The following is a 24,292-nucleotide window of genomic DNA, read 5'->3' as shown; positions in this document are numbered from 1 at the left end:
CATTGGCCTTCCAAATCGTACTAAACCTGATCATTGCCTTTGTATGGATGTTTCTCAACAATTCCTGGAGCGGGGTTGGCTTTCTCGCTGGTTACCTGCTCGGTCTACTGCTCATCGGCAGCATGCGCCGTTTCTTTCCCCAACGCTTCTACATCGTGCGGGTGTGGGCCATCGTCAAATTGTTGTTCCTGCTGCTCAGGGAGCTGATCCGGGCCAGCTATGGGGTGATCCGGGAAATCGTTAAACCGAAGTTAAGCATCCAACCCGGGATTTTCACGTACCAGACACAGCTGACCTCCGATTGGGAAATTACACTGCTTTGTTTACTGATTTCGCTGACTCCCGGTTCCCTTCCGCTCGAAATTTCGGGCAACCAGCGCACCCTGTTCATCCACGCCCTGGATATTCAGGACGAACAGCAGCTAAGAGAAAACATTCGCAGTACGTTCGAAAAAGCCATCATGGAGGTGACGCGCTAATGTTATCGACGGTATTGTTCATATCGCTGCTTATCCTGTCGCTCGCGATTTTGGGATGCTTGTACCGTGTCCTGCGCGGTCCTTCCATGGCGGACCGCATAACCGCCCTGGATACGATCGGCATCAACGTCATCGCCATGGTTGCCGTCCTGTCCATGATGCAGCACACGCAGGCATATCTGGACATTATTTTGCTGATCGGCATTCTGGCTTTTCTTGGCACGGTAGCTTTCGCGCGTTACATTGAACGAGGGGCGGTGTTCAAACATGAACGGGATCGTTAACGGAATAGCCGGATTCGTCATCGGGTTTCTCGTTTTGCTTGGCGCAGTTCTCAGTGCGCTCAGCGCTTTTGGCCTCATCCGTCTGCCTGATGTCTATCTCAGGGCACATGCGGCGACCAAAAGCACCACGCTCGGCGTGCTGTGCGTGCTTGGCGGCACGTTCCTGTTCTTCTGGTTTTACGATGGATACATCAGTGCACGTGTAGTGCTCGGCATCGTGTTCGTTTTCCTTACAGCCCCTGTTGCCGGGCATCTGAATGGACGTGCAGCATACCGCTCCGATGTGCCGTTATGGGAACAAAGCGTACAGGATGAACTGGAGCCTTTGCTCAAAGGCAAAAAGATGAATCATGAAGCGAAAGACAGGATAGAGTGAGATATGGATTCAATAGGATAAATCCCAAATCATCTATCTTTTGGAATAATGGTATAGTACGATAGAGGCATACCATTGTTCGATATCGTTAATATTCGGAGGCATGTAATACGATGAGCATCATTCTTCACATGGGAGTACATTTGATTACGGGTGCTGCAATCCTTCTTCTCACGCTTGATAAATGGTTGTCCTCACTCAAAACGTACATCAATGCAGGTATGCTTGGCGCGCTTATTTCCATTACTCCCGATATCACAAAGTTCTTCGGAGACGTTTACCTCCATTCGCTGATCACCGTGCCTTTCGTCGGTGCAGCCTTTGCATGGGTTATCCGAAAAACATTGCACGTCCGCTGGATGGCGGCTTGGGTCAGCGCCATGGCTGCCTTGTTCATCGGCCATCTGTTGATCGACTTTCTCGGTAATGGAGTCAATTTGTTGTATCCGTTCGTTCACGAAGAACAGAACTTTAGCATTTTGAATGAAATGAACGAACTTATCATCTCCATATTGTTTGGTATTGCGGTCATTAGCATGGTGATATGGAAAAAAAGACCTCCTGCCGCCACGATCGCTGTCATGCTTGTCATTCTGTTTGTGACCGCATTAAGCATCTCCAACGGAACGATTAACGCTATTTTGCATAAACGTTACGCTGCCGAACATCCTGAATACATTACCGTTTATCCCGCAAACGTACCCTTTCACTGGAATTACTACGTCCGGATTGACCATCTTACCATCATCCCCGGCCAAGGCCAGTATCTCCATATTTCGCAGTGAACGGAATACTGCAATTGCAGTAAAGTCTCCGTCATACAGATAGCCCCAGCAAGATGCCGACGCGAATCGTCGGTACTTGGCTGGAGCTTTTTTTGTTAAAAGCATAGGTGGTGACCGGTGCTCCAAATTTCAAGGGTACGATGTTGATAAACATTAAAATCCGTTTAGCCCCTGCCTAGCCAGCTCCTCCGAAACGATCCGTGCCAACTGGGCGGCGCCTGCGCGATTCGGATGCAGCGTATCTCCGGCCATGTACAAAGCCAGCGTGGCATCCGGCCCGATGGCCGTGAAATATGCCGAGCTAAGCCTGTTCAGGTCCACCAGCATCACGCCTTCCTCTTGCGCCAACGCACGGGTGGCATTGCTGTACCAGCGGCCCTCCGCTCTGTGCACGCCGCTCGCGTCGAAGTCAGTCGCACGTCCCTGAGGCGTCGAAAGGACCACGGTTGCGCCCTTTCCCTTCGCTTGCTGCACCATGTCGCGCATGATCTCCTTAAACTCGGCTTCGGTCGTATTGTTTTTGGTGTTGGTGTCATTGATGCCCAGCTGCAAAATAAAAACATCGCCCGGCTTCAAATATTGCAGAATCGCCTCCATCTGTCCATCATCCCGGAAACCTCTCGCAATCTGTCCCCCTGAGGCCAAGTTGCGCACCTGGAAAACATTTTCGTCCACATACGCCGGAAATAACTGTCCCCACCCGCCCTGCACGCTGGTGTCCAACGGATAATAATTGGCAACGGTCGAATCCCCGCCGATATAAATGGTCCGGTTGGTTACGGCCTGGTCGGACAGTTTCCGGATTTCCAATGCGCTCAGCGTAAACGCCGTTCCTGCCTTCCCCTCCGTCACGAGCAGATTAAGCTGGCCATCCGTCACCGGGATCTGAAATGAATCGACAGCACCGTTGCCCGTCATGTTGATCAATTGAAACACGCCTTCGGCGGCCACACTTGCTCTGGCCGTGTTACCCAATACGACGTTTACTTCATATAATCCATTCGGCAAATCCACGTTAAACGTATTCGTGCTCTTTGTACCATACGTCAGGAACTGTACGGCATCGCTCGCAACGCCTGTTCCGGATGCGGACACATTGCGCATATTCCCGGGTATATTGAATCCGTAACCTTTAGCGGCGGTATAAGCTTCTGTCGCCGACACGCCAATGTAACCGTTCTCAACGCTTCCTGCGCCGAAATCGAACTTGTACTCGCCCGCTGCCGCGTGCATAATGCCTGATCCGCCTGCACCAAATGGACTGCTTAACATGACAGCCGCCATGGCCACGCCAAGCAAACATGTTTTCCAACGGAACCGTTTCATCCAAACATCTCCCCTCGTTTTTTCGTTATAACGCGACTGCTCCACTTCCATTTCACGTCAGCATCATAAAACGCGATCAAGCCAGTCGTATGCCCTTGTCCCGCCAATTTCATGCCCACCCGCAAAAAAATCCGCATCCAGCACGGTTTCGGCACCCGCCTGACCATAGATTTCCTTCAATCTTGCATATGCCTCCCTTGCGGCCGTTTGCGGAAATACCCGATCTTCGTCGCCCGATTCAATGAAGAGCGGCCTTGGCGCAATCAGGCCGATCAAGTCCGGCAAATCCGCATCCTGCAAAATGCCCGGAATATAGTTGTCCAGACAATGGTTTCTGTCCAGGATGCTGCCATGGAACGTGCTGGCATACCCGCTCACAACGGCCGCGCGGCATCGTTCATCCACCGCCGCCGTAAAAGCCGTGACCAATCCACCGCCCGATATGCCCATACTGCCGATTCTCCGGTCATCCACCTCGGAACGGGTAGACAAGTAATCGAACACCCGGCTCGTTTCATACACCCGATGGCCCGCAAGCGTGTGCCCGGCCATAAGCAGATGAAGGGCAATCCGCGTGCAGGAACTCGTTCCCGGCGGCGCGTCCCGATCCTCCTTCAGTCTGCGATCGCCGAAACCAAGCAGCTCCGGTGCAGCCACGACATGCCCTCTACGCACCAACGCAACCGCAAAATCTTTGTGCAGCCCGGGGTCCCCCGCCCGATCGGACCCATCCGGTTCCAGTCCCGATATTTCACGGCTCCCGTATCCATGCCCGTGGCACGCCACGATCGCCGAACGCGGGGTACCGGAAGCGACGGCTTCGTCGGGAATCAACAGATACAGCGGCATGCGCAGGCCTTGAAACGTCGTGATTTCGATGCGTTCCCGCGTATACCCGTCACACTTCGTGCGTTCCAGCAGGGCAGGGTCCAGCTCGGCGTGAACCGCAGGGAATCCGCCCAGCCTCGCTACCAGGCTTTCGCGCAGCAGGCTGCTCCAACGTTGAACAGACTGTTCGGGTTGATAAGATAATCGTCCGCCTGAACGAGTGTGTCTTTGCAAGTAAGCTTCAATATCCGACATCGTTTTTTCATTCCCTCCTCAGGTCGGCCGGAAGCCCTCTTTGAACATCAAGACATGGGCCTACCCTCTTTTTCCAATCATTATAGAACAGATGCCGGCGGCGGAAGTTGAACATCGTTGCCCTCTTATCCGGTAAATTCAAGTTAGCTGATGGCATCGGAACGCACTTTGCTCCATCACCGTCTTTTCTCCCGAAATCCCGCGCAAAAAGGAGCTTTATGTCCTTGCCTGGACACAGCTCCTTTTCCCCCAACATAACTCCATGCCTTTTCTCGTAAATCATCCTTGTTCCTGTTCCAAGCTCCCCTTGCAGCATGAAAAATTCAGCTTAACGTCCCGGGATACAACCAGGCAGCCACCAGTTCCATCTGCCCATCAGTTTCATCAACGCCGGAACAAGGATCAGCCGGATGACGGTTACGTCGATGATTACCGCGGCCGTAATGCCGACGCCCAATTGCTTCACGCCCGACACGTCCCCGAAGGCAAACGGAATCGTCACCGCCAGCAAAATGGTCGCGGCCGACGTAATCAGCCGTCCCGAAGAAGCCAGTCCGCGCTGTACCGCCAGGTCGCTGTTCCCCGTAAGCCGATAGGCTTCCTGGATTCGAGAGAGCATGAACACGCCGTAATCCATGGAAATGCCAAACACGAGGCCGGCGATGAATGCCGGAATCATGATGGCAATCGGCGTAGCCTCTATACCAAGGTGCCCCTGATTAAATACGACGGCAAGAATCCCGAAGGATGCGGCCAGGCTAAGCAAATTCATCAGGATCGCTTTGATCGGAATCAACAATGAACGAAATGCCGCGAGCAGCACGATGTAATTGGAAACGACGACAAACACGAGCACCTTGGGCAAACCGGCCTTCACCTGCTGCATGATCTCCGCCTGGTACACGGCTTCTCCCCCGTAAAGAACGTTAACGTTTGCGGGGATCGCCTGCGCATCCGTCGTTTTCATCCGCTCGATCCAATCCGTGGCTTCCGTGGAACCGGGCACTCCTCGAATCACGGCGGACATACGGATGGCATGGGTCGAGGCATGGCTGCGCAGCCAAGTTTTCCGCTGCTCCGCCGACACTTTCCGCGAACTTGCAACCCCCGGCTTCCCGGTCATGTATTCAGGAAAAGCGACGGCCGATTTCCCCCACGCGCTCTCGACTTCAACCACGCCGTGATCCCGGGAGAGCCGCTGCACCAGCTCCGCAGCTGCCCTCCAGTCCGCCGCGGTCAATCTCTCTTCCCTTGCTCCGATCAGAATATCGATTACCGAGACATCCGGATCCGAAAATGACTGCTGCAAACGTTCTGCCGCGATGCGGGATTCCGCTGATACGGGCAACGAGGCGGCATCGGGTACCGAAAGCTCCATGTGCTGAACCGGCAGCACGCACAGCAGCAGCGCGCCCGAGCCAAGCAGCGCCATGCGAACAGGATGTTTCATGACATAACCGGACCAGCGCTGCCATGCGGATTTGGAAGCCGTTTTATCAGGAAGGATTACGCCGCGTTTACTGCCAAACATATGCCGCGCATACAAACATGCGATCGCCGGCAGCAAGGTAAAATTCAACAGCACCGATACAATCAACGCGGCGATGGCTCCAAGGGCAACACTTGCGAACATCGGCAGCCGGATCCATAACAATCCGATCAGGCCGAGCAGTACGCATGCCGCGGAAAACAGGACGGCTCTTCCCGCGGTCCGAAGCGTCTGCTGCATCATTCGCTCCATGCCTGACTGCCCCAGGCCTCCCTCCCCGTGCCACTCTTCCCGACACCGTCCCAGCAGAATTAACGCAAAATCCAAACTCAGCGCCATGCCGACCATAGGAATGACGTTAATGACAAAATTCGATAATTCCATGCAATGACCCAGCAAAGCCAGAGCTCCCATGGCAACAACGACGGCGGCGATACCCATGGATACGGCCAAGCAGGCTGCACGCAGTCCACGGAATGCATAACACAGAACAAGCAAGGCAAGCGGCAGCCCAAACCATTCGGCATGCTCCAGATCACGAAAGCTCAGGGCGTTTACGTCCTGCTGCACCACCTTTTTGCCGGTGAGACTGATCGTTCCATGCGCATCCTGTTTCATGACCGAGCGAAGTTCGGCAAGCGGTGCCCTCATTTGCCGGGCAGGTAGATCGCCATAGTCGAGAAAGACCACTGCCATGTGCTCCTGAAACATCCGGTTTCCGCCAAGCTCGAAAGGCGAAATGACCGATTTTACGTCCGGCAGAGCGCGCATTCGCTCGATATGCTGCTTGATCCATTCCACGAATTCGGCATGAGGCGTGTTGGCATTTTTATCAAACACAACGATGACGGGCTCCATCGGCATGCCGAACTCCTGCTTCAAAGCACGCTGCACGCGTTCCCCCTCACCATTAACCACCTTCAACCCGTGATCCTGCACAACGTCCGGCAGCCGCAGCGCCCAGACCGCTGACATCGCGATAATGAATGCCCAACAGACCATGATGAACCACGGATATCGGCATATCAAGAAAGCAAGGCGGCGATAAACCATATCCATGCTCCTTCATGATCAGATTCATCGTTCCGTTTCTTTCAGACGTGTTGCCCTCACCATCCAGCCGCGCAGAGGAGGGAACAGCCGAAGGGCTCCGGGAGCCATCTTTGTTAGAATCGGCACCCGGCTAGCTGCTTGCAGCAGTCCGCCAACCTTTAACACCCTTCCAAACTCGCGCTGCAATCGGCTGATATGCTTTCGTTTCCAACCGTCATGCGAAATGCTTCCGTTTAAATACAGCTCGGCGACGCTGCTTGCCTGAAGCGCCGAGCGGAGCGCAATCGACATCCCGTCCCCGCACAGCGGCGGGATGACCATGGCGGCATCACCGATATGCGGCACGGTTCCCCATGGCTCCGGGCGGGAGGTGATCCGGACAGGAGACTGGGCCGTGGACGTGTCCGCAATCGGAATGCCTCCTTCGAGCCTGTCGGCGAGGGCCTTATTCGTGGATGCTGCCGCATCGATGATTTCGGCCACGCTTTTCCCCCATTTTTGAACGGTCCGCAGATCCAGCAGGGCGGCGACGTTAAGCCGCTGTTTTTCGATCGGAGCAATTCCGACGTAACCGCCCTCGCAGAAATACAATTCGACGGCCTCGCCGCCCGTGATCCCTTCATAATGGAGTTTTACCCCAACCTGGTCGGGATGTTGGCCCATTGTCGTTCTGCGGGCCGTTTTTCCCTTTACGGCGTTCTTATCGTTGGCCGGAAGCAGACGGCTCGGTCTGCGGGAGCCCCACGCACCGAATGCAACCCGCGCTTCGATGATGCACGATTGTCCATGATGGTCAACGTTCAACCGGTACGCCGTATTCTCCAAAGGATACCTGCTCCGTTCACTCCGGATTTCGGCAATGCCTTCTACCTTGCATCCTTCCCATATCTCCGCGCCCGCCTCCAAAGCAGCCTCATGCAGCTTCAAGTCAAGGGCGTAGCGGCTTATGCCCCATGCTTCCCCAGGGAGCGGCATGCTGACGCGGGCTCCATGTTCAAAGATCAAGGCAGCCTCCCGAATGATGGCCGGCTGCAGTTCTCGAGACAGCTCGGCCAGCCCCAGCATGGCCAGCATCTGCCCGGTTTCCGGGCTCATGAACTCCCCGCACGATTTGTGTCTGGGGAACACCTTCTGGTCCAGCACTAAAGTGCTCCAGCCTTTGCGAGCCAAATCGATGGCCAGACTGCTGCCGGCAATGCCGCCGCCGATGATGGCCGCGTCCACCTGTTTTGTCATCCAGGTTCCCTTCTTTCGCCCTTCACTGTTGAATTCCGGCTCCCTTCCCCCATGCTGTGCTCATCTTTGGCAGAATGACCGCATATCTGAACAACGGCCGCCAAGCGTATTGCATGGCTTGACCGTCAGGCAGGACGGCACGCAATCGTTCCCAGTCGCTTCCGCGAAACCCTTTGGCCACCGATAGCGGACCGTCGTGACGGATATAGCGGTTTCGCGAAATCAGCCTGGTTGTCATCCACACGGCGGCCCACGCCAACCAGTGGCGATGAATGTCGTTGATGGCCAGTCCGATCCGGGATATGTCCAGCATACGAGTGACTACGCGCGGAACGTCTTCCTCATGAAAATGATGCAGAAATTGCGCACAGGTCACAATATCGGCACTGCCTTTGTCCAGCTCGAAAACGTCATGCTGCCTGACCCTGATCCGCGGTTCATCGGCGAATAAAACCTTCGCCTCTTCACAGGCCTCCATGGTCAAATCGATCAGCTCGATGGTCATGTCAATGCGGTTGCCGTCTGCCCAGCGCAAGATGCGGCGGTTGATGTCTCCGGCACCTGCGCCGATATCTGCGATGGACAACGTCTCCGGTTTACCAGCATGCACCCAAAGGCGTTGTATGCCGTACAAGGTGGGGCGCGAAGCGGCAAAAATGTGATTCAGCCACCGCAGATGGCGGTGAGCCTGCCTGAGTTCCGTTCCTGCACCCATGGCCGGTTCATCCATGAGTTCCGGTCGGGTCGCTCTTTCTGCCAACCAGTTAAAGCCGGCCATGATGGACAGGCTCCGGTTCGGGCACTCGGGATGGAACGTAGGTAAAAGGCAACATTTCGGCCGTAATTCCCGGCCCGAACGCAAGCGCAATGCCGCGGGAAGTTTGGAGGGTATTTCTGTAGCCCTCTCTGATCGCATGAAGTACAAACATAATCGTGACCGACGACAGGTTGCCGTAATCCCGCAATATGCTCCGGCTGTACGAAACCTGCTCGTCCGACAAGCCGTACAGCTTCTGCACGGCATCCACGATGCCCCGGCCTCCCGGATGGATCGCCCAAATGTCCGGTCGTTCACCCCTCGCCAGCACACGTTCCGCAGCCTTCCCGAGATGATGTTCCAACAGCCTTGGAATTTGCGGAGACAGATACAGATCAAAGCCGGTATTGCCGACTTCCCATATCATTTCTTCGGAGCAGGCAGGAAGAAGCACGGAGTCTCCCTCGCCCAATTCGAACAGGTCGCCGTTTCCGAAGTCCGCTGATCCCACGATACACGCCGATGCGCCGTCGCCGAAAAACGATGCCGCATACAGGTCGTCCCGCTTGGCCGATGGTTGAAAATGCAAGGTGCAGAGCTCCACGCACACGATCAACGCCTTGGCGTTCGGGTCTGATCTTACGATGGCATTGGCCATTTGAATGGCCTTTAGTCCGGCAGCGCAGCCTTGAAACACAAGCGGAATGCGCTGTACGCCGGGATGCAGCTCCAGCTGTTGAACGATCCGTACGTCCAGGCCGGGCAGAAACTGCCCTGTGCAGCTCACCGTGATCAGGTGGCTAATCTCGGCAGGAGCCACCGCGGCGTCCTCCAGCGCGCGGGTGGCAGCCTCCATCCCAAGCGGAATGGCCGCCGCCTTGTATTTGTCCATGCGTTCCCGGGTCAGCGGAACGTTCTCTGATGAGGTTGAATACAAATACCGGCACCCCTCCACCGGTTCAAGCAAATTCGGCTCGCACGTATACCTCGTTTCAACGCCGCACTGATTGAAAATCCTTTTCGCCCACCTTCTGGAATCAGGCTCGTCCGCCAATGCCACGGCTAACCTTGACGCAACGTCCTTCTGTTCGATGCGATGCTCCGGCAGCGCCGTCCCGATGCCCAGAATTCCGGCGCTCGCCATCCCTGCATGCTGGTTCATGTCGCTTGTCCCCCTTCATTCCGCCTTATTCTGACACATAAGTTCAACCAATGATTTTTACACGGAGCTACTACGTGGTCAGAACCATCTTCCGTTCGCCCTTATCCCCAGATTTTTTTAATCCCTTTTCAAGGGTAAAATCCGGTGATAAGCCTGTGCTTCCGAAGCAGCTTTCTTTCAGAAAGCTTTTAGAACCGCTTCGCTTCTCCAGATTCTTTCTGTCCTCTCCGTTATCGTGTAAATGCTAGTTCAACCTATATAGATCACTCGTGCGTAAGATATGGTACAAGTCTATTCGCGTTTGAGCCGTATTATGTTTCCAGCGCAAAAAGGGGGGGAAGCACATGCCTTGCGGCATGTGCTTCCCCCCCTTCAACAACTAATATGCGGATAATCTGTTTCTCGTTTCGGATGCATGATCCGAACGCTGAAACTATACCGGTCTTACCACCGTAAACCGCTCGCCAAGCTTGGCATAATCGTTTCCGGCTAGCCGGCTCACGGGCTTCAAGTGGTCCATCAAAATGTACCCGGTCGACGGATCGTATACCTTCTCGTCAAAATGATATTGAACGATCCGCACAAGCAGCAGGTCAGTGACCACTGTGCCTTCATCATTCAAAATCGGAATGTGCTGATGCAGGCGGCACTCCATGCGGATCAATGCCTCGGCGATGCCGGGCACATCTACAGCCTTGCTCGGTACGGTCGTCAGGCTGGTCCGCTCAAGCTCACTCTCATGCGGCTCGAGCAGCGCTGCCGTTTCGTTCATGTCCGGGACGATCGATTCGTCACAAATGTGCACAACGAGTTCCTTGCCGGCCAGCACGTTCCTTGCCGTATCCTTCATGCCCCCTGCCTTGCGCTGAATCGATATCGACAGAATCGGCGGATCGGAGCTCACCACATTAAAAAAGCTGAACGGCGCGGCATTGATCGTCTGCCCGTCCTCTGTCCTCGTTGTGACAAAGGCAATGGGACGAGGCACGACCGATCCGCTCATCAGTTTGTAATTTTCCTTCTGCGTCAATTGCTGTGGATCTAAAGTATGTGTCATGTGATCTTCCTTTCTTGGCCTGTAGTGATGGTCTCACCATTATACATGCAGCTGCCGGGATTCGGCCATTTCGCGCAAAAAACTCCCTGGCGTCATGCGCCAAGGAGTTCGCTTTGTTTGTTCCGTTCATGCAGGAAACACATCTTATTTTACGATGCTGCTTTGAATATCTTCCATGATTTGCGTGTTGGCTTGCAAACCGCTGTACAGCCAGCTGCTGGAACGCGTAAATTCGAAGAGATTGCCGTTTTTCACCGCCGGGATGCTCTGCCACACTGGATCTTTCAGCGCTTCTGCCCCCGCATCCTTGTCGCTGTTCACAAAGAACAGGTAGTCCACGTTCATCTCTGCCAGCTTCTCCAACGAAATCGAGGACCAGTTGCCTGTAGCCGTAGCCGAAATTTCTTTCACCACGTCAGGCTCGGACAAGCCAAGCTCGTTGTACATCACTTCACCGCTGGATACATTGTCGCTGACGATGAAGAACTTGCCGCCCACCAGCCAAACTGCTGCAGCAGATTTCGTACCCCCGGTTACCGCATTGATTTTTTCTTTGTATTCTTTGGCTTTCACATCATAGTCATCAAGCGCTTTTTGAGCTTCAGCGCTCTTGTTCAAAATTTCGCCGATTTTCAGCAGCGCTTTGCGCCAATCACTGTTGATTTCGTCGCCAAGCACATACGTCGGAGCGATTTTGCTGTATTGTTCATATTTGCCGCCTTCAACCTGGCTCTCCGAACCGATAATGATCAGATCCGGGCTGTAACCCGCTACTTCCTCAAAAGGAAGATCGAAGGAAATCGTCGGAATGCCGTCCAGATCCTTAGCCAAGTAATCCTGGGTGCCATTGGTCACGGACCATTGAGCAACAGGTTTCACGCCAAGCGTTACCAAATGGTCTTCCAGATAAGAGGCGATAATGCGCTCCGGATGGGCCGGAATGACGACTTCGTGACCCATGGCGTCCGTCATCGTTTTTTCTGCAGGAGCTTCAGTCTTCGTTTCTCCTTCGGAAGCGGTATTGTTCTCTGTGGCTGTCGACGAATTTTCACCGGTTGCCGCGCCGTTCTCTGCCGGCTTCGACCCGCATGCTGCCAGCCAGATGGACATGACCATGACCGTAATCAGCAGCATGATCATCTTTTGTTTTTTTCCGAACAAGGTAGTGACCCCCTTCTATATGACCCCGAACATTGGAATGTGATTATGCGAAATTGGGACAGGATTGTTCTAATCACATATATTCCTATATGTACATCATTCTTGTCCAAACCCATTGACAATGATAATTGTTATCAACTAAATTGTCAATCCCGCTCCATTGGCGTCCGGGGAGAAGGCCGTTGATCCATCGATTCGGCTTTGTTCTCGGTTTCCGTCTTTTCCCGACAACGGGTATGCTGCCCAACACGCAGGTTTTGTTTGCGCTTTGCCGAGAAAAAAAGCGTTCCGACAGGCAGACCAGGCTGCCAGTTGGAACGCTTTTCGTTTAGCGGATGGACGCTACCTTGCTGCGAGCACCGACCATCCATGCATAGATCAGCAATGCGCCCAGATCCGCACAGGCAATGACGATCGCCATCGGCACCGCCGTTCCTTCCCCGCCCAAACCGACGAGTGGGGCCACAAGCCCGCCGAACAAAAACGTCATGACGCCGATCAGCGCTGAAGCGCTGCCTGCGGATTTCCCCTGATTGGCCATGGCTAACGCAAAGGAAGCGGTGTTGACAAGCCCGACGCTGGATACGACCAAAAACAGCGGGATCAGCACGCTGAACAGCGGTCCACCCAGCAATATCGCCACAAGCAGGGAAATCCCTCCGACCACGGCCATGGCCAATCCGGCGACGAGCAAACGCGTTTCGCTCACCTTTCCAGCCAAACGGCCGGCCACCTGGCTGGCGATGATGATGCCCAGCCCATTAATGGCGAAGCAAAGGCTGAACATCTGCGGAGAAATGCCGTACACCTTTTGCAGGACAAACGGCGAACCCGATATGTACGCAAACATGCCTGCACCCACAAAACCTTGCGTCAAGGCATAACCCATGAACAGACGGTCACGCGTAATATTGCCGAAGGTCGACAGCGTTTGTTTCAGGCCGCCGCTCGACCTGCGTTCGGCCGGCAGCGTTTCGCCCAAACCGAAAATGACGGCAAGCAGCGTGAGGACTCCGATCAGCGACAGCAATATGAATACGCCTCTCCATGACGTAAATGCGAGCAATTGCCCGCCGATAACAGGCGCCGCGATTGGAGCCACCCCGTTAACCAGCATCAGCAGCGAGAAAAACCGGGTCAGTTCCGGTCCCTCGTAAGCATCCCTGGCCACCGCGCGGGAGATGACGATGCCGGCAGCCCCGGCAGCTCCCTGGATGAACCGCAGTACGATGAACGAACCCATCGTTGGGCTAACCAGACACAGCACGGAGGCGAGCGTATATAGAATCAGTCCGAAAATAAGAGGTGTGCGTCGTCCGCGAACGTCGCTCATCGGTCCGGCCAGCAGCTGCCCTGCGGCCAAACCTACCATGCAGGCCGTCAGGCTAAGCTGGGCATAGGACGGCGAAGATTGAAAATCCTCGGCCAGCACGGGCAGCGCAGGCAAATACATATCGAGGGACAACGGTCCAAAGGCGGACAAGGTTCCCAAAATCAGTGCCATGCGTACCCGCGACGCAGGCTGTGGAGTTAATGAAACCAACGTTTTTTTCATCAATTGTTACAAATTCCTTTCCGCGGTCACCATTCCTGCTTGTGCTATTCCCCGTCTCCGAGCAATCTCAGCAAATTGGAAGGCAGCGTAAACTGCTGATTGTTGATGATGATGCGCCGCATCTGTTCTTCGTCGCGTTCGCTCTCGGCATCCTTGATCTCCTGGATTTCGTTATGCAGCCGTTCCATCTGTTGATCCAGGGCATTCGCCGAATCGGCCGCGCTTTTCAGTTCCTTGAGCAGACGCTCGGGCACTTCTTTGTTGTATTTATAAAAAATTTTGTGCTCCAGGCTGGCCCAGAAATCCATGGCGATGGTACGAATCTGGATTTCCACGCAGGCGCGCTCTTCCCCGTTGGACATATAGACCGGAATTTCCACCAGCAGGTGCAAGCTTTGGTAGCCGTTCGGTTTCGGGTTTTTGATGTAATCCTTTACTTCCAGCACGCGCAGATCGCTTTGGTTGCATAACATATCTTTGATCCGGTAAATGTCGGAAATGAACGAGCAGGTAATGCGCACCCCCGCAATGTCCTTGATGTTCTTTTTGATGCTCTCGAACGTCAGCTCATGATTTTTGCGGAACATTTTGTTCATGATGCTCTCTGGCGATTTCAGTCTGGACTTGGTGTGCTCAATCGGGCTGTAGTCATGCAGCGACTGGAATTCTTCCTTCAGCACCTCGATTTTCGTTTCCATCTGATCCAGGGCGAATTTATAGATCATCATAAATCTCGTAATTTCGTATTTAAACTTCTTGAACTGGTCAATCGGATTTGGAGCGTTCATCATGATAGCTCTTCCTTTCTTTAAGCACGCAAAATGGTTTGGAGACAAGCCAGCACGCTTCTCTCCCGCTCTATTATAAAACATCTTGAGCCAATAAACGAATTTACAGCGTCATCCAGCTCCCCGCCAAGGCCGATGATGCGCCCTCTCCTTCCTGCTTTAGAGAGATCACCGACAGTTTGCACCAGCCTTTATTTTGGGCCTCATTGCGGTATACTTGAATGGTTACCGCTTCTCAGGAAAGGAAGATTGGCATGTCCCGAACGGCTCAGCAAAAATTCGCTCTATTATCCCTATGTATGGCAGCCGGGATGGCTGACGTTATCGGTTATCTTGGACTTGGACACGTGCTCACGGCAAACATGACAGGCAACATCGTGCTGCTCGGCATCGCGATTGCCCATGCCCAGGAAATCGTCGTGATCCGCTCCCTGCTCGCTTTGGCAGGTTTTATCGCAGGCAACGCATTTGCGGCAAAATTGATCGGTCCGGGCCAAAGCGGCTGGTCCAAACGCGTTACGCGTGTATTGATCGCGGAAAGCCTGCTGCTGCTTTTCTTTGCGATCGTTATGATGACTCACTTCAGCACGCACTGGCCGGGTCTGGTCATTGTTGTGCTCGGCGCAGCCATGGGCATGCAGACGACGGCAGCCCGCAAAATCGGCATGGCCGGCATTTCGACGACGGTGCTGACCAACAATTTGGCTGCGGTCGTCGAAGACGCGGCCAACATGTTCCGGCGTTTCGGCAAGGTGGACAGAGAGACTGCGCGAAACCGTCTGTCAGGAGACGACAGCCTGCGCGTTATGGCCGTAGCCATTTATTTGACAGGCGTCATCATCGCAGCATTTTTGTTCCACCATGTTCCGAAAGCGGCAGTCTGGCTGCCCGTTCTGCTCGTCGGCGGCGTTGCGATCCGGGCCCGAACGGGCTTTGGCTCGGATCGGCGGCAACCATCCGGTTCGGGCAACTAACGGACTACGCATGAAGCAGCTGGCATCTACAGTCCAAGCACGAGGTTGGATTCCACCGGCATAAGCATGTGCCGGGGTTCATCACTCTTTCCGATGCAGCTTGGCTGCCTCCTGCCGGATCAGTTCCACGAGATGTTGGGCGGCGGGAGACAGCTTCTCCCCGGCCCGGGTACAGACGGCCAGTTTGTTTTTCAAATGTACGCCCTTTACCCGCACGCGGGCCAGCCTCCCGTGCCTCACATCCTCCTTCACCACCAGTGAAGATATGAAATTGGCTCCGTACCCCGCTTTGACAGCACTGATGGTTTCGTTGAGTCCGTTGAACTGCAGCGCGATGCGGGGCGCCGCCACATTAAACGTACTGCACAGGGAAAATAAACGCTCCCTCGTCGCACTGCCTTCCTCGCGCATGATGAACGGCTCTGCCACCATATCGCCAAGTTCCACCTCCTGCCCGGCATACCGGTGATCCGGATGGACCACGAACCACATATCGTCTTCAAACAACTCGTCCCAATGCACGCCTGGTTGCGAAATTCCGCTTCCGCCATACAGCGCTACTTCGGCTTCATAACTGAGAAGCTCGTCGAACGCTTTTCGGGTGTTGGTCGTGCTGATCACCAATTCCACGTCTTCGTACAATTGCTTGAAACGGGCAATCCAGGCTGGCAGCAAAAAATTGGAAGGCAGATACGTTGCCGTAATCCGGACGAGTCCCTTTTTGCCTGAGCGAATACCCGCAACATAGCCGTCCACTTCCTGCTCCAGCTTGAACAGCCGTTCCGCATACTCCATCAGTTGTTTTCCCGCGTCGCTGGCCTCCCTCTTTCTGCCTACGGCAACAAAAAGCGTAACTCCGAGTTCCTGCTCAAACTTGCGAAGCTGGGAAGAAACGGCCGGTTGGCTAATGCTGAGTTCCTCCGCCGCCCTCGTAATGCCGCCGTGCTTGACGACAGCATGAAACAATCGCAACCCGTGCAGATTCATCCTTTGGGCCTCCTTACATCCTTTCAACCATAACTTTAATATATGTTTACATATATAATATATATTTTATTTATATTCAATCAAGCGATATAGTGGTATCAGGAAAACAAAAACAGCTTCTTTGCTCGCAGAAAGGAAGATGAGCCATGAACCATCCGCATGAATCTGTCTCACAGCAAACCTGGACGCAAGTTGACGAATATCTCAATCATATCCTGATCCCGTCTGATCCTTTGTTGGAAAAAGCACTGCTTGCCAATGCCCAGGCCGACTTGCCGACCATTGACGTAACCCCGAATCAGGGACGATTGCTGCAGCTGCTGCTGAGCATTCAGCATGCCGAACGCGTGCTGGAAATCGGCACGTTGGGCGGATACAGCACGATCTGGATGGCTCGGGCACTGCCGGAGCATGGGCGGATCGTCACATTGGAATCGGAGCCCCATCACGCCGAGGTCGCTCGCACCAATCTTGAGCGTGCAGGACTCGCAGGCAAAGTTGACATGCGCGTCGGACCTGCGCTAACGACCTTGCCGGACGTGTGCGAAGACTACCGCGAGCCCTTTGACTTCGTTTTTATCGACGCGGACAAACCGAGTAACCCGGACTATCTCCGGTGGGCACTGCGCATGACCCGTCCGGGCAGCCTGATCGTTGGAGACAACGTCGTCCGAAACGGCGAAGTTGCCGATAAACACAGTACCGATCCGCGCGTGCAAGGCGTGCGTACCTTCCTGGACATGATCGGAAATCACCCCCGTCTGGAAGCAACGGCATTGCAAACCGTGGGCAGCAAAGGATATGACGGCTTTGTCATAGCACGCGTAATCTGATGCCGTGACCCGCCCCGAAAAATAAACACCGGTCAATTGTTCCGAAATCCCCCTAATCCTGTTACACTTGAATGATCGCATGGGAGATGACTGGGGGAGAAGGCTTGAGAATTCCACGACAAATTACATCTGAAATTCGGGGTTGGTCCCGCAACATCCAGCTTTTTTTTCTGGCAAGCCTGCTGTACCAGATCGGAAACGGCATGTTTTCCGTCCTGTATAACTTATATATTCAGGGGCTTGGCTACAACGATACGATGAACGGCCAAATCATTAGCGTGCAATCGCTCGCAACGGCGATCATGTTCGTGCCGATCGGGCTGTGCGGCGACCGCTTCAGCCGCAAGCTGCTGCTGATTGCCGGCGCGCTGTTCAGCGGCATTTTTTTGGTCGGGCGCTCGTTCGACTACTCGGATAGCGGCCAGATGTGGTTCGCGGTATGCTCCGGCCTGTTCGCAGCCGTGTTTCAGGTGCTGGCCATTCCTTTTCTGGCCGAAAACGTGAAAAAGAGCGAACGGCTCAAAATGTTCAGTTATTATTCATCCTTGGTTCTGGCTTCACAGGTGCTCGGCAGCTTGGGCGGCGGAGTGCTTGCCGATCTGTTTCATTCCATGGGCATGGCCAAGGTCGCCGGTCTGCAGACCGTGCTGATCGCTGGCGGCATCGCCACCTTTGCTGCGTTCATCCCGCTGTTATTTGTCACGGAAAACAAGGAGCTGCCTTCGGCTTCCGAGCCTGAGCCGCTTTCTTCTGCAGCTGGACCGGACACGTCCGGATACAAGGATCGTCATCCAGCATCGATCAACCCTGAGAAGGCAATGCTCAAGAAGGATTCTCGACTGATCGGTCAGTTTGTTGTTACGCAGCTGTTGATCGGCTTTGGCTCCGGACTTGTCGTGCCTTACCTGAACCTGTATTTCACCAACCGTTTCTCGGTATCCGTGAGCGGCATGAGTCTGCTTATTTCGCTCGGGCAGATCATGACGATTGTGTCGATGCTCATCGGACCTACGCTGGCAGCCAAAGTTGGCAGCGTTCGTGCCGTCGTGCTCTTTCAGGTCATGTCGCTGCCGTTTCTGCTGCTGACCGGTTTCACCAACCTGCTGTTCGTTGCTTCGGTGAGCTTCTTGTTCCGGCAAGCGCTCATGAATGCGGCCAACCCGATCCACTCGGCGATCCTTGTGGACAAAGTATCCGACGAGCGGCGCGGCATTGCCAATTCCCTGATGCAAACCGCCTTTATGATCGGCTGGGCCACGATGGGCCCTGTGCAATCTTATCTGGTCACCACGTACGGAACATACTGGGGGTATGCCGTCACGTTCAGCATTACGGGCGGGTTATACGTGCTCTCGTCCTTGCTATACTTCATGATGTTCAGAGAGCCCAAACCTTCGGCCAAGAGCCTGTACAAATTCAACACATAAACAATGCATGGGCCATTTTCCAGTCAGAAGTAGTAACTAACCATGGGAGTCACGCCAAATGAAAAGATCCACAGGCCCACACCCAGCGTGACGATCCGTTTTATTGTTCAGGCATGACCAAAGAGCATCCCCGGAACGTGCCGAAGGATGCTCTTTGGTCATGATCATTACAGGAGTGTTTTCAGTCCTATTGTCCGATGGGGGACGTCTCCCGTTCCAGCCAGGTCAAAATGTCGAATGCCTCCTGGTCCGTACTGCCGCACATCTCCATCGAAGCTTGCAGCTCGCCGCATACGGCAGGCCGTTCCTCGCGCCCAAACAAGCGGCATCGGTTGTCATCCGTCAGCTGCACGCAGCGTACCCCCGCAGGTTTGCCGCCTTCCATACCTGGAATCGGTGAACTGATGGAAATAGCGATGCAGCATGCGGCGCAACCTGTCCTGCATTCCATGTCATCTCGCCTCCTTTAAATGTTTGCTGTACCTGCTTTCTCCTCATATGTCGATCAACCGTACAACTGTCCCGTCTGGGGCTACGATCGATTCACCCATGTCCAGATCCGTGCCAACCCTTGCGCAATCCTGCGATTCATCGTACTGCTGTCAAAATAACCGCTGTGGCTAAGCGGACTCCATTGGACAAGCCATCCTCCCGCATGGATCTCGATGTCCTCCTTGACTGCCGCTTCATAGGCAGGATCGATCGGTTTGAGCGGATAACCCAAAATATCGTTCCGATCATAAAAGTTCACCCATTCCCCTGATATGCCTGGAAGATAGGTATCCGCCAGGGGAGACGGCACGGCAATGGGCCGATTGAATTCGTGATATCGCAGGCTCCAGAGCGGCAGCGTTGTTCCAAAGGAATAAAAGGCGGTTAACGTATCTCCGCGTTCCAGCGCAGAATTGGGATCAATGATGCTGGGCACCCGGTCGGAAGGAAATTGCAGATCATAGAAAAAATTGCTGGCGATCACCGCCCCCAAGCTGTGTGCGATGACGCAAAGCGGCGTTTCCGGGCCATTGCGGCCGGATAAGGCGTGCATGGCTCTGGATAACGTGGCATGTACGGCATCGTAATGATGCCCATGGTTTTCTACAGGCTGATAAGCCACGGCGTCCGCCAGATAGTGAATGATGAAGCGGCGCAAAAGCTGATAATTCAACCCTTGGTCCTTGACAAGCTTTTGGTAAAGCTCCTCCTCTTTTTCGGCAAACACATCCGCCCAAAACACCGGCTCGATATCGAGGCAGGCGGCAGCCGCCCCAGGCAATACCATGACCTGATCGAATTCTTTGTTCAGCCGGGAGATCAAGGTATCGGCATAATCCTCCTTTTGCATGCCCAGTCCGTGAATGACCATTACCGCCACGCGTGTCATGGCACTCCTCCTCCGCTATTCCATCGATTCATGTGTCCTGATCGGCGTTTGTTGAACCTTATGAGCGAAACGGGACAAACATGCACATTCCGTCCCGAATGACATTCCGGTCCTTGCTGAGAAGCTGGACGAACATTCGTGATTCTTCATCCTTGTTCCTAAGTGTACCATGCCGGCAACGCAAAACGAACCGGCTTGGGAATCATATGCTCCCATCCGGTTCGCCTGCGTACGACTGCGGTTAAACTCTTTTATTTTTTCAGATGAATATGGAGTACGTCTTCACGATTGTGAACGACACTGCCCGTAAACGACTCTACCCGCTCCACCATATCCTGTCCATCCGGCACGATGATCGGGGTAATGAGCGGATAGCCGGCAGCCTCTATCACATTGCGATCGAATTCCAGCAGCGTTTGTCCTGCCTTGACGCGGTCTCCTGCCTGGACATGCACTCGGAAGCCTTCGCCCTTGAGCGAAACGGTATTGATGCCGACATGGACCAACATCTGCACCCCGCTCGCATGCTCCAAAATGACGGCATGCTTGCTCTTGATGACGTGGGCGACCTGCGCATCGAACGGAGCTGCCACGCTGCTGCCGGAAGGTTCGATCGCGACCCCGTCTCCCATCTGCTTCTCCGCAAATGCCGCATCAGGCACCTGTTCCAGCGGCACGGCCGTACCGCTTAGCGGTGCACGTACTTCAAGCACGTTAATCGATTCGTCGTTTGCGTTTTTTTCGCGTTCACCGCCGTTTGCCGCGGCCTGCGATACCTCGGCCCGCCCGGTTTCGGTTGTCGGCGCGGTTGCCGTTTCTGCCTGTGCTTCCGAAGTTGCCGAAGCGTTCGCGACACGCCCTTCCCTTCGGACCTTCATCCTGCCAAAGACCACCGTGAGCACAAACGGCACGATCAGCACGATCGCCATGCCAATGAAGAACACACCCCATTTATTCGGAAAAATGGATAGAAATCCGGGCACGCCGCCCACGCCGATCGACGTGGCCTGAACGTCGTTCATCGTCAGCAGCACGCCGCCGATGGCCGAACCGACCATCCCGAAAATAAACGGATATCTGTAACGGATGTTCACGCCGAAGATTGCCGGCTCGGTGACCCCTAGGAAAGCAGAGATCGAAGACGTGGCGGCAAGGCCGCGCATTTTACGTTCGCGCAGCACCAGCATCATCGCCAATGCGGCTGAACCTTGAGCGATGTTGGATAAAGCCAGCATCGGCCATAGAAGGGTACCGCCCTGGCTGCCGATCAGCTGCACGTCCACGGCCAGAAACGTATGATGCATGCCGGTAATGACCAGCAGCGCATACAATCCGCCATAGATCAATCCGCCAAGGGCCGCATACGAATTGTAGATATACATGAGTCCGTCCGTAATCGCGTTTGCGATCGCAAACGTGACCGGACCGATGATCGTAAACGCAAGAAATCCGGTGATCAGCAGCGTAACAGGCGCAACGACGAGCAGTTTCACCGAATCGTGAACCCTTTTGTTCAGGAACGTCTCCAGCTTGGCCAGCAAATACGCCGATACCAGCACAGGCAGCACCTGACCTTGATAGCCGATCTTCTCGATTTCCCAGCCGAACAGGTTCCAGGTCGGCACGGTGCCTTCGTTGACCGCATCGGCATACCCGTAAGCGCTGAGCAGGTCGGGATGCACCAGAATCAAACCCAGCACGATCCCCAGCAGCGGGCTTCCGCCGAATCTCGTCACGGCCGACCAGCCGATCAACGCAGGCAGAAACGTAAACGCCGTGCTTGCGATGGTGTTGATGATCGATGCAAGATCCTTCCAGGCCGGATAAACGTCAACGAGTGAACGCTCATCGAAAAAGATGCCGGGGCCGGTCAAAATGTTGTTGATCCCGAGCAGCAAACCTGCCGTAATAATGGCCGGCAGAATCGGGATAAAGATGTCCGACAGCGTTTTGATGGCGCGCTGGATCGGATGCTGTTTTTTGCCCGCGGCGGCTTTTACGTCGTCCTTGGAAGCACGGTCGCCGCCCGTAATCCCGATCATCTCATCGTATACCTTGTCTACGAGACCGGGCCCGATGACCACCTGGAATTGGCCTTGCGAGGAAAACTGCCCTTTGACCAGGTCGTTCCGGTCAAGCGCCTCGCTGTCGACCTTGCTTTCGTCGATGAGGGCAAACCTTAATCGCGTCACGCAGTGCGTGGCTGCTTCGATGTTTTCTTTGCCCCCGACCGCTTTCACGATATCTTCGACTTGTTTGCGATCCATCAGCTTCGCTCCTTTCCTGTGCCGTGATTCGTGGGCGGTTCCTCTTGGGAAATCAGCCACATGTAAGATGCAAAAGGCTCAAGGCAAAGCGTTGGTTCCAGTTCGGGAATCGCTTTCGTATTGCCGATCAGCAGTTCATGCCGCTTGTCTGCCACATGCGCCTGCCAGACCTCCTCCGGAAACCGGAAGCGGGATTGCTGTTTGCTGAAGCTGGAAACGACCAGCAGCGTTTCCTTCCCGTTCGAGCGGGCATAGGCAAACACCTCCGGATGCCCTTCATCCAGCCGTTCGTACAATCCATCCGTCAGCACCTGCACTTGCTTGCGCAAGGCAATTAATTTTTGGTAGTGGTAATACACGGATTCCGGATCGGCCAATTGTCTTTTCACATTCAACTCGGGGTATCGTTCATCGATTTTGATCCAAGGCGTGCCTGTCGTGAATCCCGCATGCTCGGTGTCGTCCCATGGCATCGGTATGCGCGAGTTGTCCCTTGAACGCGTTTTTACGATCTCGAACGCCTCGGCAGCCGACTTGCCGCTCTCTTGCTGCAGCAGCTTAAACATATTCGTGGACTCGATGTCCCGGAACTCGCTCGCATCCTGCCATACCGGATTCGGCAGGCCGATCTCTTCCCCTTGATAAACGTATGGAGTTCCTTGCAGTCCGTGAAGGGTCGTCGCCAGCATCTTCGCGCTTTCCGTCCGATATTCGCCATCGTCGGCAAAGCGCGACAACGCCCTGGGCTGATCGTGATTGTTCAGGAACAATGCATTCCAGCCTCCCCCCGCCTGCATGCCTGTCTGCCAATCGCTGAGCAGTCGCTTCAGCGCCTCGAAATCGTAAGGCATCAGCTCCCACTTCTGCCCGTTTGGATAGTCCACCTTTAAATGATGAAAGCTGAACGTCATCGAAAATTCGCGCGACTCCGGCCTGGAATACCGGATGCAATGCTCCAGCGTCGTGGACGACATCTCCCCTACCGTAACCAGCTGGTAAGGCCCGAATACCTCCTCGTACATTTCGCGAATGTACTCGTGCACCTTTGGGCCGTCCGTGTAAAAACGGCGTCCGTCCCCGGGCGGCACGCTGCCGTCATCGTCGGGAAAGCGCTGATCCTTCGAGATCAGGTTGATCACGTCCATGCGGAAACCGGCCACACCCTTATCCGCCCAGAACTTGAGCATTTTCCGCACTTCCGAACGCACCTGCTCATTTTCCCAATTCAGATCCGCCTGCGTTTTGTCGAACAAGGTGAGAAAATACTGCCCTGTTTGTTCGTCATACTGCCAGGCCGGGCCCCCGAACTTGGACTGCCAGTTGTTCGGCACGCCGCCGTCCGGCGCAGGGTCACGCCAAATGTAGTAGTCCCGATACGGGTTGTCCCGGGACGAGCGGGCCTGTTTGAACCATTCATGTTCTGTGGACGTATGGTTCACCACGATGTCGATCATCAGTTTCATGCCCCGTGCGTCAAGCCCTTCCAGCAGCGCATCCATATCTTCCATGCTGCCATATTCGGGATTGATTCGGTAATAATCGGCTACATCATAGCCGTTATCCCGCTGCGGGGATATGTATACGGGCTGCAGCCAGACGATATCGATCCCCAAATCGTGCAAATAGTCCAATTTTTCGATCAGGCCGGGGATGTCTCCCGTGCCAGAGCCTGTGGTGTCTTTAAAGCTTTTGGGATATACCTGGTACACCGTGGACGTTCTCCACCACGATGAGAGTGCTGTGTTTTCCGAACTCATGCTGCCGCCTCCATTTCCGTGTGGGGGTGTTATATTTTCCGCCTCTGGTATCCCTTACCCCAAAAACCGGGCAAC

The 24,292-nt window shown here is 54.5% G+C and carries 23 protein-coding genes; 7 read left to right on the top strand and 16 right to left on the bottom strand.

The window, feature by feature from the left end:
• Window positions 1-2: 2 nt before the first annotated feature.
• The 4 genes from MKY59_RS12085 to MKY59_RS12070 all read left to right on the top strand — a co-directional run bounded on the left by MKY59_RS12085 (window position 3) and on the right by MKY59_RS12070 (window position 1,924).
• A complete protein-coding gene (locus MKY59_RS12085) occupies window positions 3-479 on the top strand; it encodes a Na+/H+ antiporter subunit E (RefSeq protein ID WP_339277799.1) in 477 nt (158 codons plus the stop codon).
• Window positions 479-763 (top strand): Na(+)/H(+) antiporter subunit F1, encoded by a 285-nt coding sequence (locus MKY59_RS12080; protein ID WP_339277798.1) that lies wholly within the window; start codon window positions 479-481, stop codon window positions 761-763. The genes MKY59_RS12085 and MKY59_RS12080 overlap by 1 nt, the downstream gene beginning before the upstream one ends.
• A complete protein-coding gene (gene mnhG / locus MKY59_RS12075; RefSeq protein WP_339277796.1) occupies window positions 747-1,139 on the top strand; it encodes a monovalent cation/H(+) antiporter subunit G in 393 nt (130 codons plus the stop codon). The genes MKY59_RS12080 and mnhG overlap by 17 nt, the downstream gene beginning before the upstream one ends.
• A gap of 113 nt (window positions 1,140-1,252) precedes the next feature.
• Complete coding sequence (locus tag MKY59_RS12070; protein WP_339277794.1) at window positions 1,253-1,924, top strand: metal-dependent hydrolase; 672 nt, start codon at window positions 1,253-1,255, stop codon at window positions 1,922-1,924.
• A gap of 153 nt (window positions 1,925-2,077) precedes the next feature.
• On the opposite strand, the gene MKY59_RS12065 is transcribed toward MKY59_RS12070, so the two are convergent.
• From MKY59_RS12065 to MKY59_RS12015, 11 genes are all read right to left on the bottom strand, one after another.
• Entirely contained in the window at window positions 2,078-3,196 is a 1,119-nt protein-coding gene (locus MKY59_RS12065; RefSeq protein WP_339278373.1) for a GDSL-type esterase/lipase family protein, read from the bottom strand.
• A gap of 117 nt (window positions 3,197-3,313) precedes the next feature.
• Window positions 3,314-4,333: an alpha/beta hydrolase family protein gene (locus tag MKY59_RS12060; RefSeq protein WP_339277792.1), complete on the bottom strand. Its 1,020-nt coding sequence runs from the start codon at window positions 4,331-4,333 to the stop codon at window positions 3,314-3,316.
• Between the two features lie 7 nt (window positions 4,334-4,340).
• Window positions 4,341-4,649, bottom strand: a complete 309-nt coding sequence (locus MKY59_RS12055) for a hypothetical protein (protein ID WP_339277790.1) — start codon at window positions 4,647-4,649, stop codon at window positions 4,341-4,343.
• Between the two features lie 12 nt (window positions 4,650-4,661).
• Window positions 4,662-6,875, bottom strand: a complete 2,214-nt coding sequence (locus MKY59_RS12050; protein WP_339277788.1) for an MMPL family transporter — start codon at window positions 6,873-6,875, stop codon at window positions 4,662-4,664.
• Between the two features lie 24 nt (window positions 6,876-6,899).
• Window positions 6,900-8,111 carry an FAD-dependent oxidoreductase gene (locus tag MKY59_RS12045; RefSeq protein WP_339277786.1) on the bottom strand — a complete coding sequence of 404 codons (1,212 nt, stop codon included), beginning with the start codon at window positions 8,109-8,111 and terminating at the stop codon, window positions 6,900-6,902.
• Between the two features lie 22 nt (window positions 8,112-8,133).
• Window positions 8,134-8,889: a methyltransferase domain-containing protein gene (locus MKY59_RS12040; protein WP_339277784.1), complete on the bottom strand. Its 756-nt coding sequence runs from the start codon at window positions 8,887-8,889 to the stop codon at window positions 8,134-8,136.
• The gene (locus tag MKY59_RS12035; protein WP_339277782.1) at window positions 8,876-10,030 is read right to left on the bottom strand and encodes a type III polyketide synthase; all 1,155 of its coding nucleotides are present in this window, start codon (window positions 10,028-10,030) and stop codon (window positions 8,876-8,878) included. The genes MKY59_RS12040 and MKY59_RS12035 overlap by 14 nt, the downstream gene beginning before the upstream one ends.
• A gap of 433 nt (window positions 10,031-10,463) precedes the next feature.
• Window positions 10,464-11,087: a flavin reductase family protein gene (locus MKY59_RS12030; RefSeq protein ID WP_236419431.1), complete on the bottom strand. Its 624-nt coding sequence runs from the start codon at window positions 11,085-11,087 to the stop codon at window positions 10,464-10,466.
• A gap of 144 nt (window positions 11,088-11,231) precedes the next feature.
• A complete protein-coding gene (locus MKY59_RS12025) occupies window positions 11,232-12,248 on the bottom strand; it encodes an iron-hydroxamate ABC transporter substrate-binding protein (protein WP_339277781.1) in 1,017 nt (338 codons plus the stop codon).
• A 328-nt stretch (window positions 12,249-12,576) separates the two neighbouring features.
• Complete coding sequence (locus tag MKY59_RS12020) at window positions 12,577-13,803, bottom strand: multidrug effflux MFS transporter (protein ID WP_339277780.1); 1,227 nt, start codon at window positions 13,801-13,803, stop codon at window positions 12,577-12,579.
• A gap of 44 nt (window positions 13,804-13,847) precedes the next feature.
• A complete protein-coding gene (locus MKY59_RS12015; protein WP_236419636.1) occupies window positions 13,848-14,591 on the bottom strand; it encodes a GTP pyrophosphokinase family protein in 744 nt (247 codons plus the stop codon).
• Window positions 14,592-14,845: 254 nt separating this feature from the next.
• On the opposite strand from MKY59_RS12015, the gene MKY59_RS12010 reads away from it, so the two are divergent.
• Window positions 14,846-15,565 (top strand): YoaK family protein, encoded by a 720-nt coding sequence (locus tag MKY59_RS12010; RefSeq protein WP_339277778.1) that lies wholly within the window; start codon window positions 14,846-14,848, stop codon window positions 15,563-15,565.
• Window positions 15,566-15,646: 81 nt separating this feature from the next.
• On the opposite strand, the gene MKY59_RS12005 is transcribed toward MKY59_RS12010, so the two are convergent.
• Window positions 15,647-16,552: a LysR family transcriptional regulator gene (locus MKY59_RS12005; protein ID WP_339277776.1), complete on the bottom strand. Its 906-nt coding sequence runs from the start codon at window positions 16,550-16,552 to the stop codon at window positions 15,647-15,649.
• Between the two features lie 146 nt (window positions 16,553-16,698).
• Between MKY59_RS12005 and MKY59_RS12000 the strand changes: the two genes are divergently transcribed.
• Together MKY59_RS12000 and MKY59_RS11995 are read left to right on the top strand one after the other, a co-directional pair.
• On the top strand, window positions 16,699-17,385 hold the full coding sequence (locus MKY59_RS12000; protein WP_236419407.1) for an O-methyltransferase: 687 nt from the start codon (window positions 16,699-16,701) through the stop codon (window positions 17,383-17,385).
• Window positions 17,386-17,489: 104 nt separating this feature from the next.
• A complete protein-coding gene (locus tag MKY59_RS11995) occupies window positions 17,490-18,812 on the top strand; it encodes an MFS transporter (protein WP_339277773.1) in 1,323 nt (440 codons plus the stop codon).
• 187 nt (window positions 18,813-18,999) lie between these two features.
• Here MKY59_RS11995 and MKY59_RS11990 read toward each other — a convergent pair whose 3' ends face one another.
• The 4 genes from MKY59_RS11990 to treC form a co-directional block, all read right to left on the bottom strand.
• Window positions 19,000-19,263, bottom strand: a complete 264-nt coding sequence (locus tag MKY59_RS11990; RefSeq protein WP_236419388.1) for a YkgJ family cysteine cluster protein — start codon at window positions 19,261-19,263, stop codon at window positions 19,000-19,002.
• Between the two features lie 81 nt (window positions 19,264-19,344).
• Complete coding sequence (locus tag MKY59_RS11985) at window positions 19,345-20,193, bottom strand: chemotaxis protein (RefSeq protein WP_339277772.1); 849 nt, start codon at window positions 20,191-20,193, stop codon at window positions 19,345-19,347.
• Window positions 20,194-20,444: 251 nt separating this feature from the next.
• Entirely contained in the window at window positions 20,445-22,460 is a 2,016-nt protein-coding gene (treP, locus tag MKY59_RS11980) for a PTS system trehalose-specific EIIBC component (protein ID WP_339277770.1), read from the bottom strand.
• A complete protein-coding gene (treC, locus tag MKY59_RS11975) occupies window positions 22,460-24,217 on the bottom strand; it encodes an alpha,alpha-phosphotrehalase (protein ID WP_339277768.1) in 1,758 nt (585 codons plus the stop codon). Before treC ends, treP begins: the two co-directional genes overlap by 1 nt.
• Between the last annotated feature and the right edge of the window lie 75 nt (window positions 24,218-24,292).

The organism is Paenibacillus sp. FSL W8-0426, from assembly GCF_037969725.1.
In the GTDB taxonomy this organism is placed as follows: domain Bacteria; phylum Bacillota; class Bacilli; order Paenibacillales; family Paenibacillaceae; genus Paenibacillus; species Paenibacillus hubeiensis.
The sequence above is the reverse complement of the archived record's forward strand: the minus strand, read 5'-3'. Positions and strand labels throughout refer to the sequence as shown.

Bases quoted from the DNA above. Each gene is read 5' to 3' on its own strand.
- MKY59_RS12050 (WP_339277788.1), bottom strand. From the start codon at position 6,875: ATGGTTTATCGCCGCCTTGCTTTCTTGATATGCCGATATCCGTGGTTC.
- MKY59_RS12010 (WP_339277778.1), top strand. From the start codon at position 14,846: ATGTCCCGAACGGCTCAGCAAAAATTCGCTCTATTATCCCTATGTATG.
- MKY59_RS12070 (WP_339277794.1), top strand. From the start codon at position 1,253: ATGAGCATCATTCTTCACATGGGAGTACATTTGATTACGGGTGCTGCA.
- mnhG (WP_339277796.1), top strand. From the start codon at position 747: ATGAACGGGATCGTTAACGGAATAGCCGGATTCGTCATCGGGTTTCTC.
- MKY59_RS12000 (WP_236419407.1), top strand. From the start codon at position 16,699: ATGAACCATCCGCATGAATCTGTCTCACAGCAAACCTGGACGCAAGTT.
- treP (WP_339277770.1), bottom strand. From the start codon at position 22,460: ATGGATCGCAAACAAGTCGAAGATATCGTGAAAGCGGTCGGGGGCAAA.
- MKY59_RS12015 (WP_236419636.1), bottom strand. From the start codon at position 14,591: ATGAACGCTCCAAATCCGATTGACCAGTTCAAGAAGTTTAAATACGAA.
- MKY59_RS12035 (WP_339277782.1), bottom strand. From the start codon at position 10,030: ATGAACCAGCATGCAGGGATGGCGAGCGCCGGAATTCTGGGCATCGGG.
- MKY59_RS12005 (WP_339277776.1), bottom strand. From the start codon at position 16,552: ATGAATCTGCACGGGTTGCGATTGTTTCATGCTGTCGTCAAGCACGGC.
- MKY59_RS11985 (WP_339277772.1), bottom strand. From the start codon at position 20,193: ATGACACGCGTGGCGGTAATGGTCATTCACGGACTGGGCATGCAAAAG.
- MKY59_RS12020 (WP_339277780.1), bottom strand. From the start codon at position 13,803: ATGAAAAAAACGTTGGTTTCATTAACTCCACAGCCTGCGTCGCGGGTA.
- MKY59_RS12040 (WP_339277784.1), bottom strand. From the start codon at position 8,889: ATGGCCGGCTTTAACTGGTTGGCAGAAAGAGCGACCCGACCGGAACTC.
- MKY59_RS12065 (WP_339278373.1), bottom strand. From the start codon at position 3,196: ATGTTAAGCAGTCCATTTGGTGCAGGCGGATCAGGCATTATGCACGCG.
- MKY59_RS12055 (WP_339277790.1), bottom strand. From the start codon at position 4,649: ATGCTGCAAGGGGAGCTTGGAACAGGAACAAGGATGATTTACGAGAAA.
- MKY59_RS11990 (WP_236419388.1), bottom strand. From the start codon at position 19,263: ATGGAATGCAGGACAGGTTGCGCCGCATGCTGCATCGCTATTTCCATC.
- treC (WP_339277768.1), bottom strand. From the start codon at position 24,217: ATGAGTTCGGAAAACACAGCACTCTCATCGTGGTGGAGAACGTCCACG.
- MKY59_RS12030 (WP_236419431.1), bottom strand. From the start codon at position 11,087: ATGACACATACTTTAGATCCACAGCAATTGACGCAGAAGGAAAATTAC.
- MKY59_RS12060 (WP_339277792.1), bottom strand. From the start codon at position 4,333: ATGTCGGATATTGAAGCTTACTTGCAAAGACACACTCGTTCAGGCGGA.
- MKY59_RS12045 (WP_339277786.1), bottom strand. From the start codon at position 8,111: ATGACAAAACAGGTGGACGCGGCCATCATCGGCGGCGGCATTGCCGGC.
- MKY59_RS12080 (WP_339277798.1), top strand. From the start codon at position 479: ATGTTATCGACGGTATTGTTCATATCGCTGCTTATCCTGTCGCTCGCG.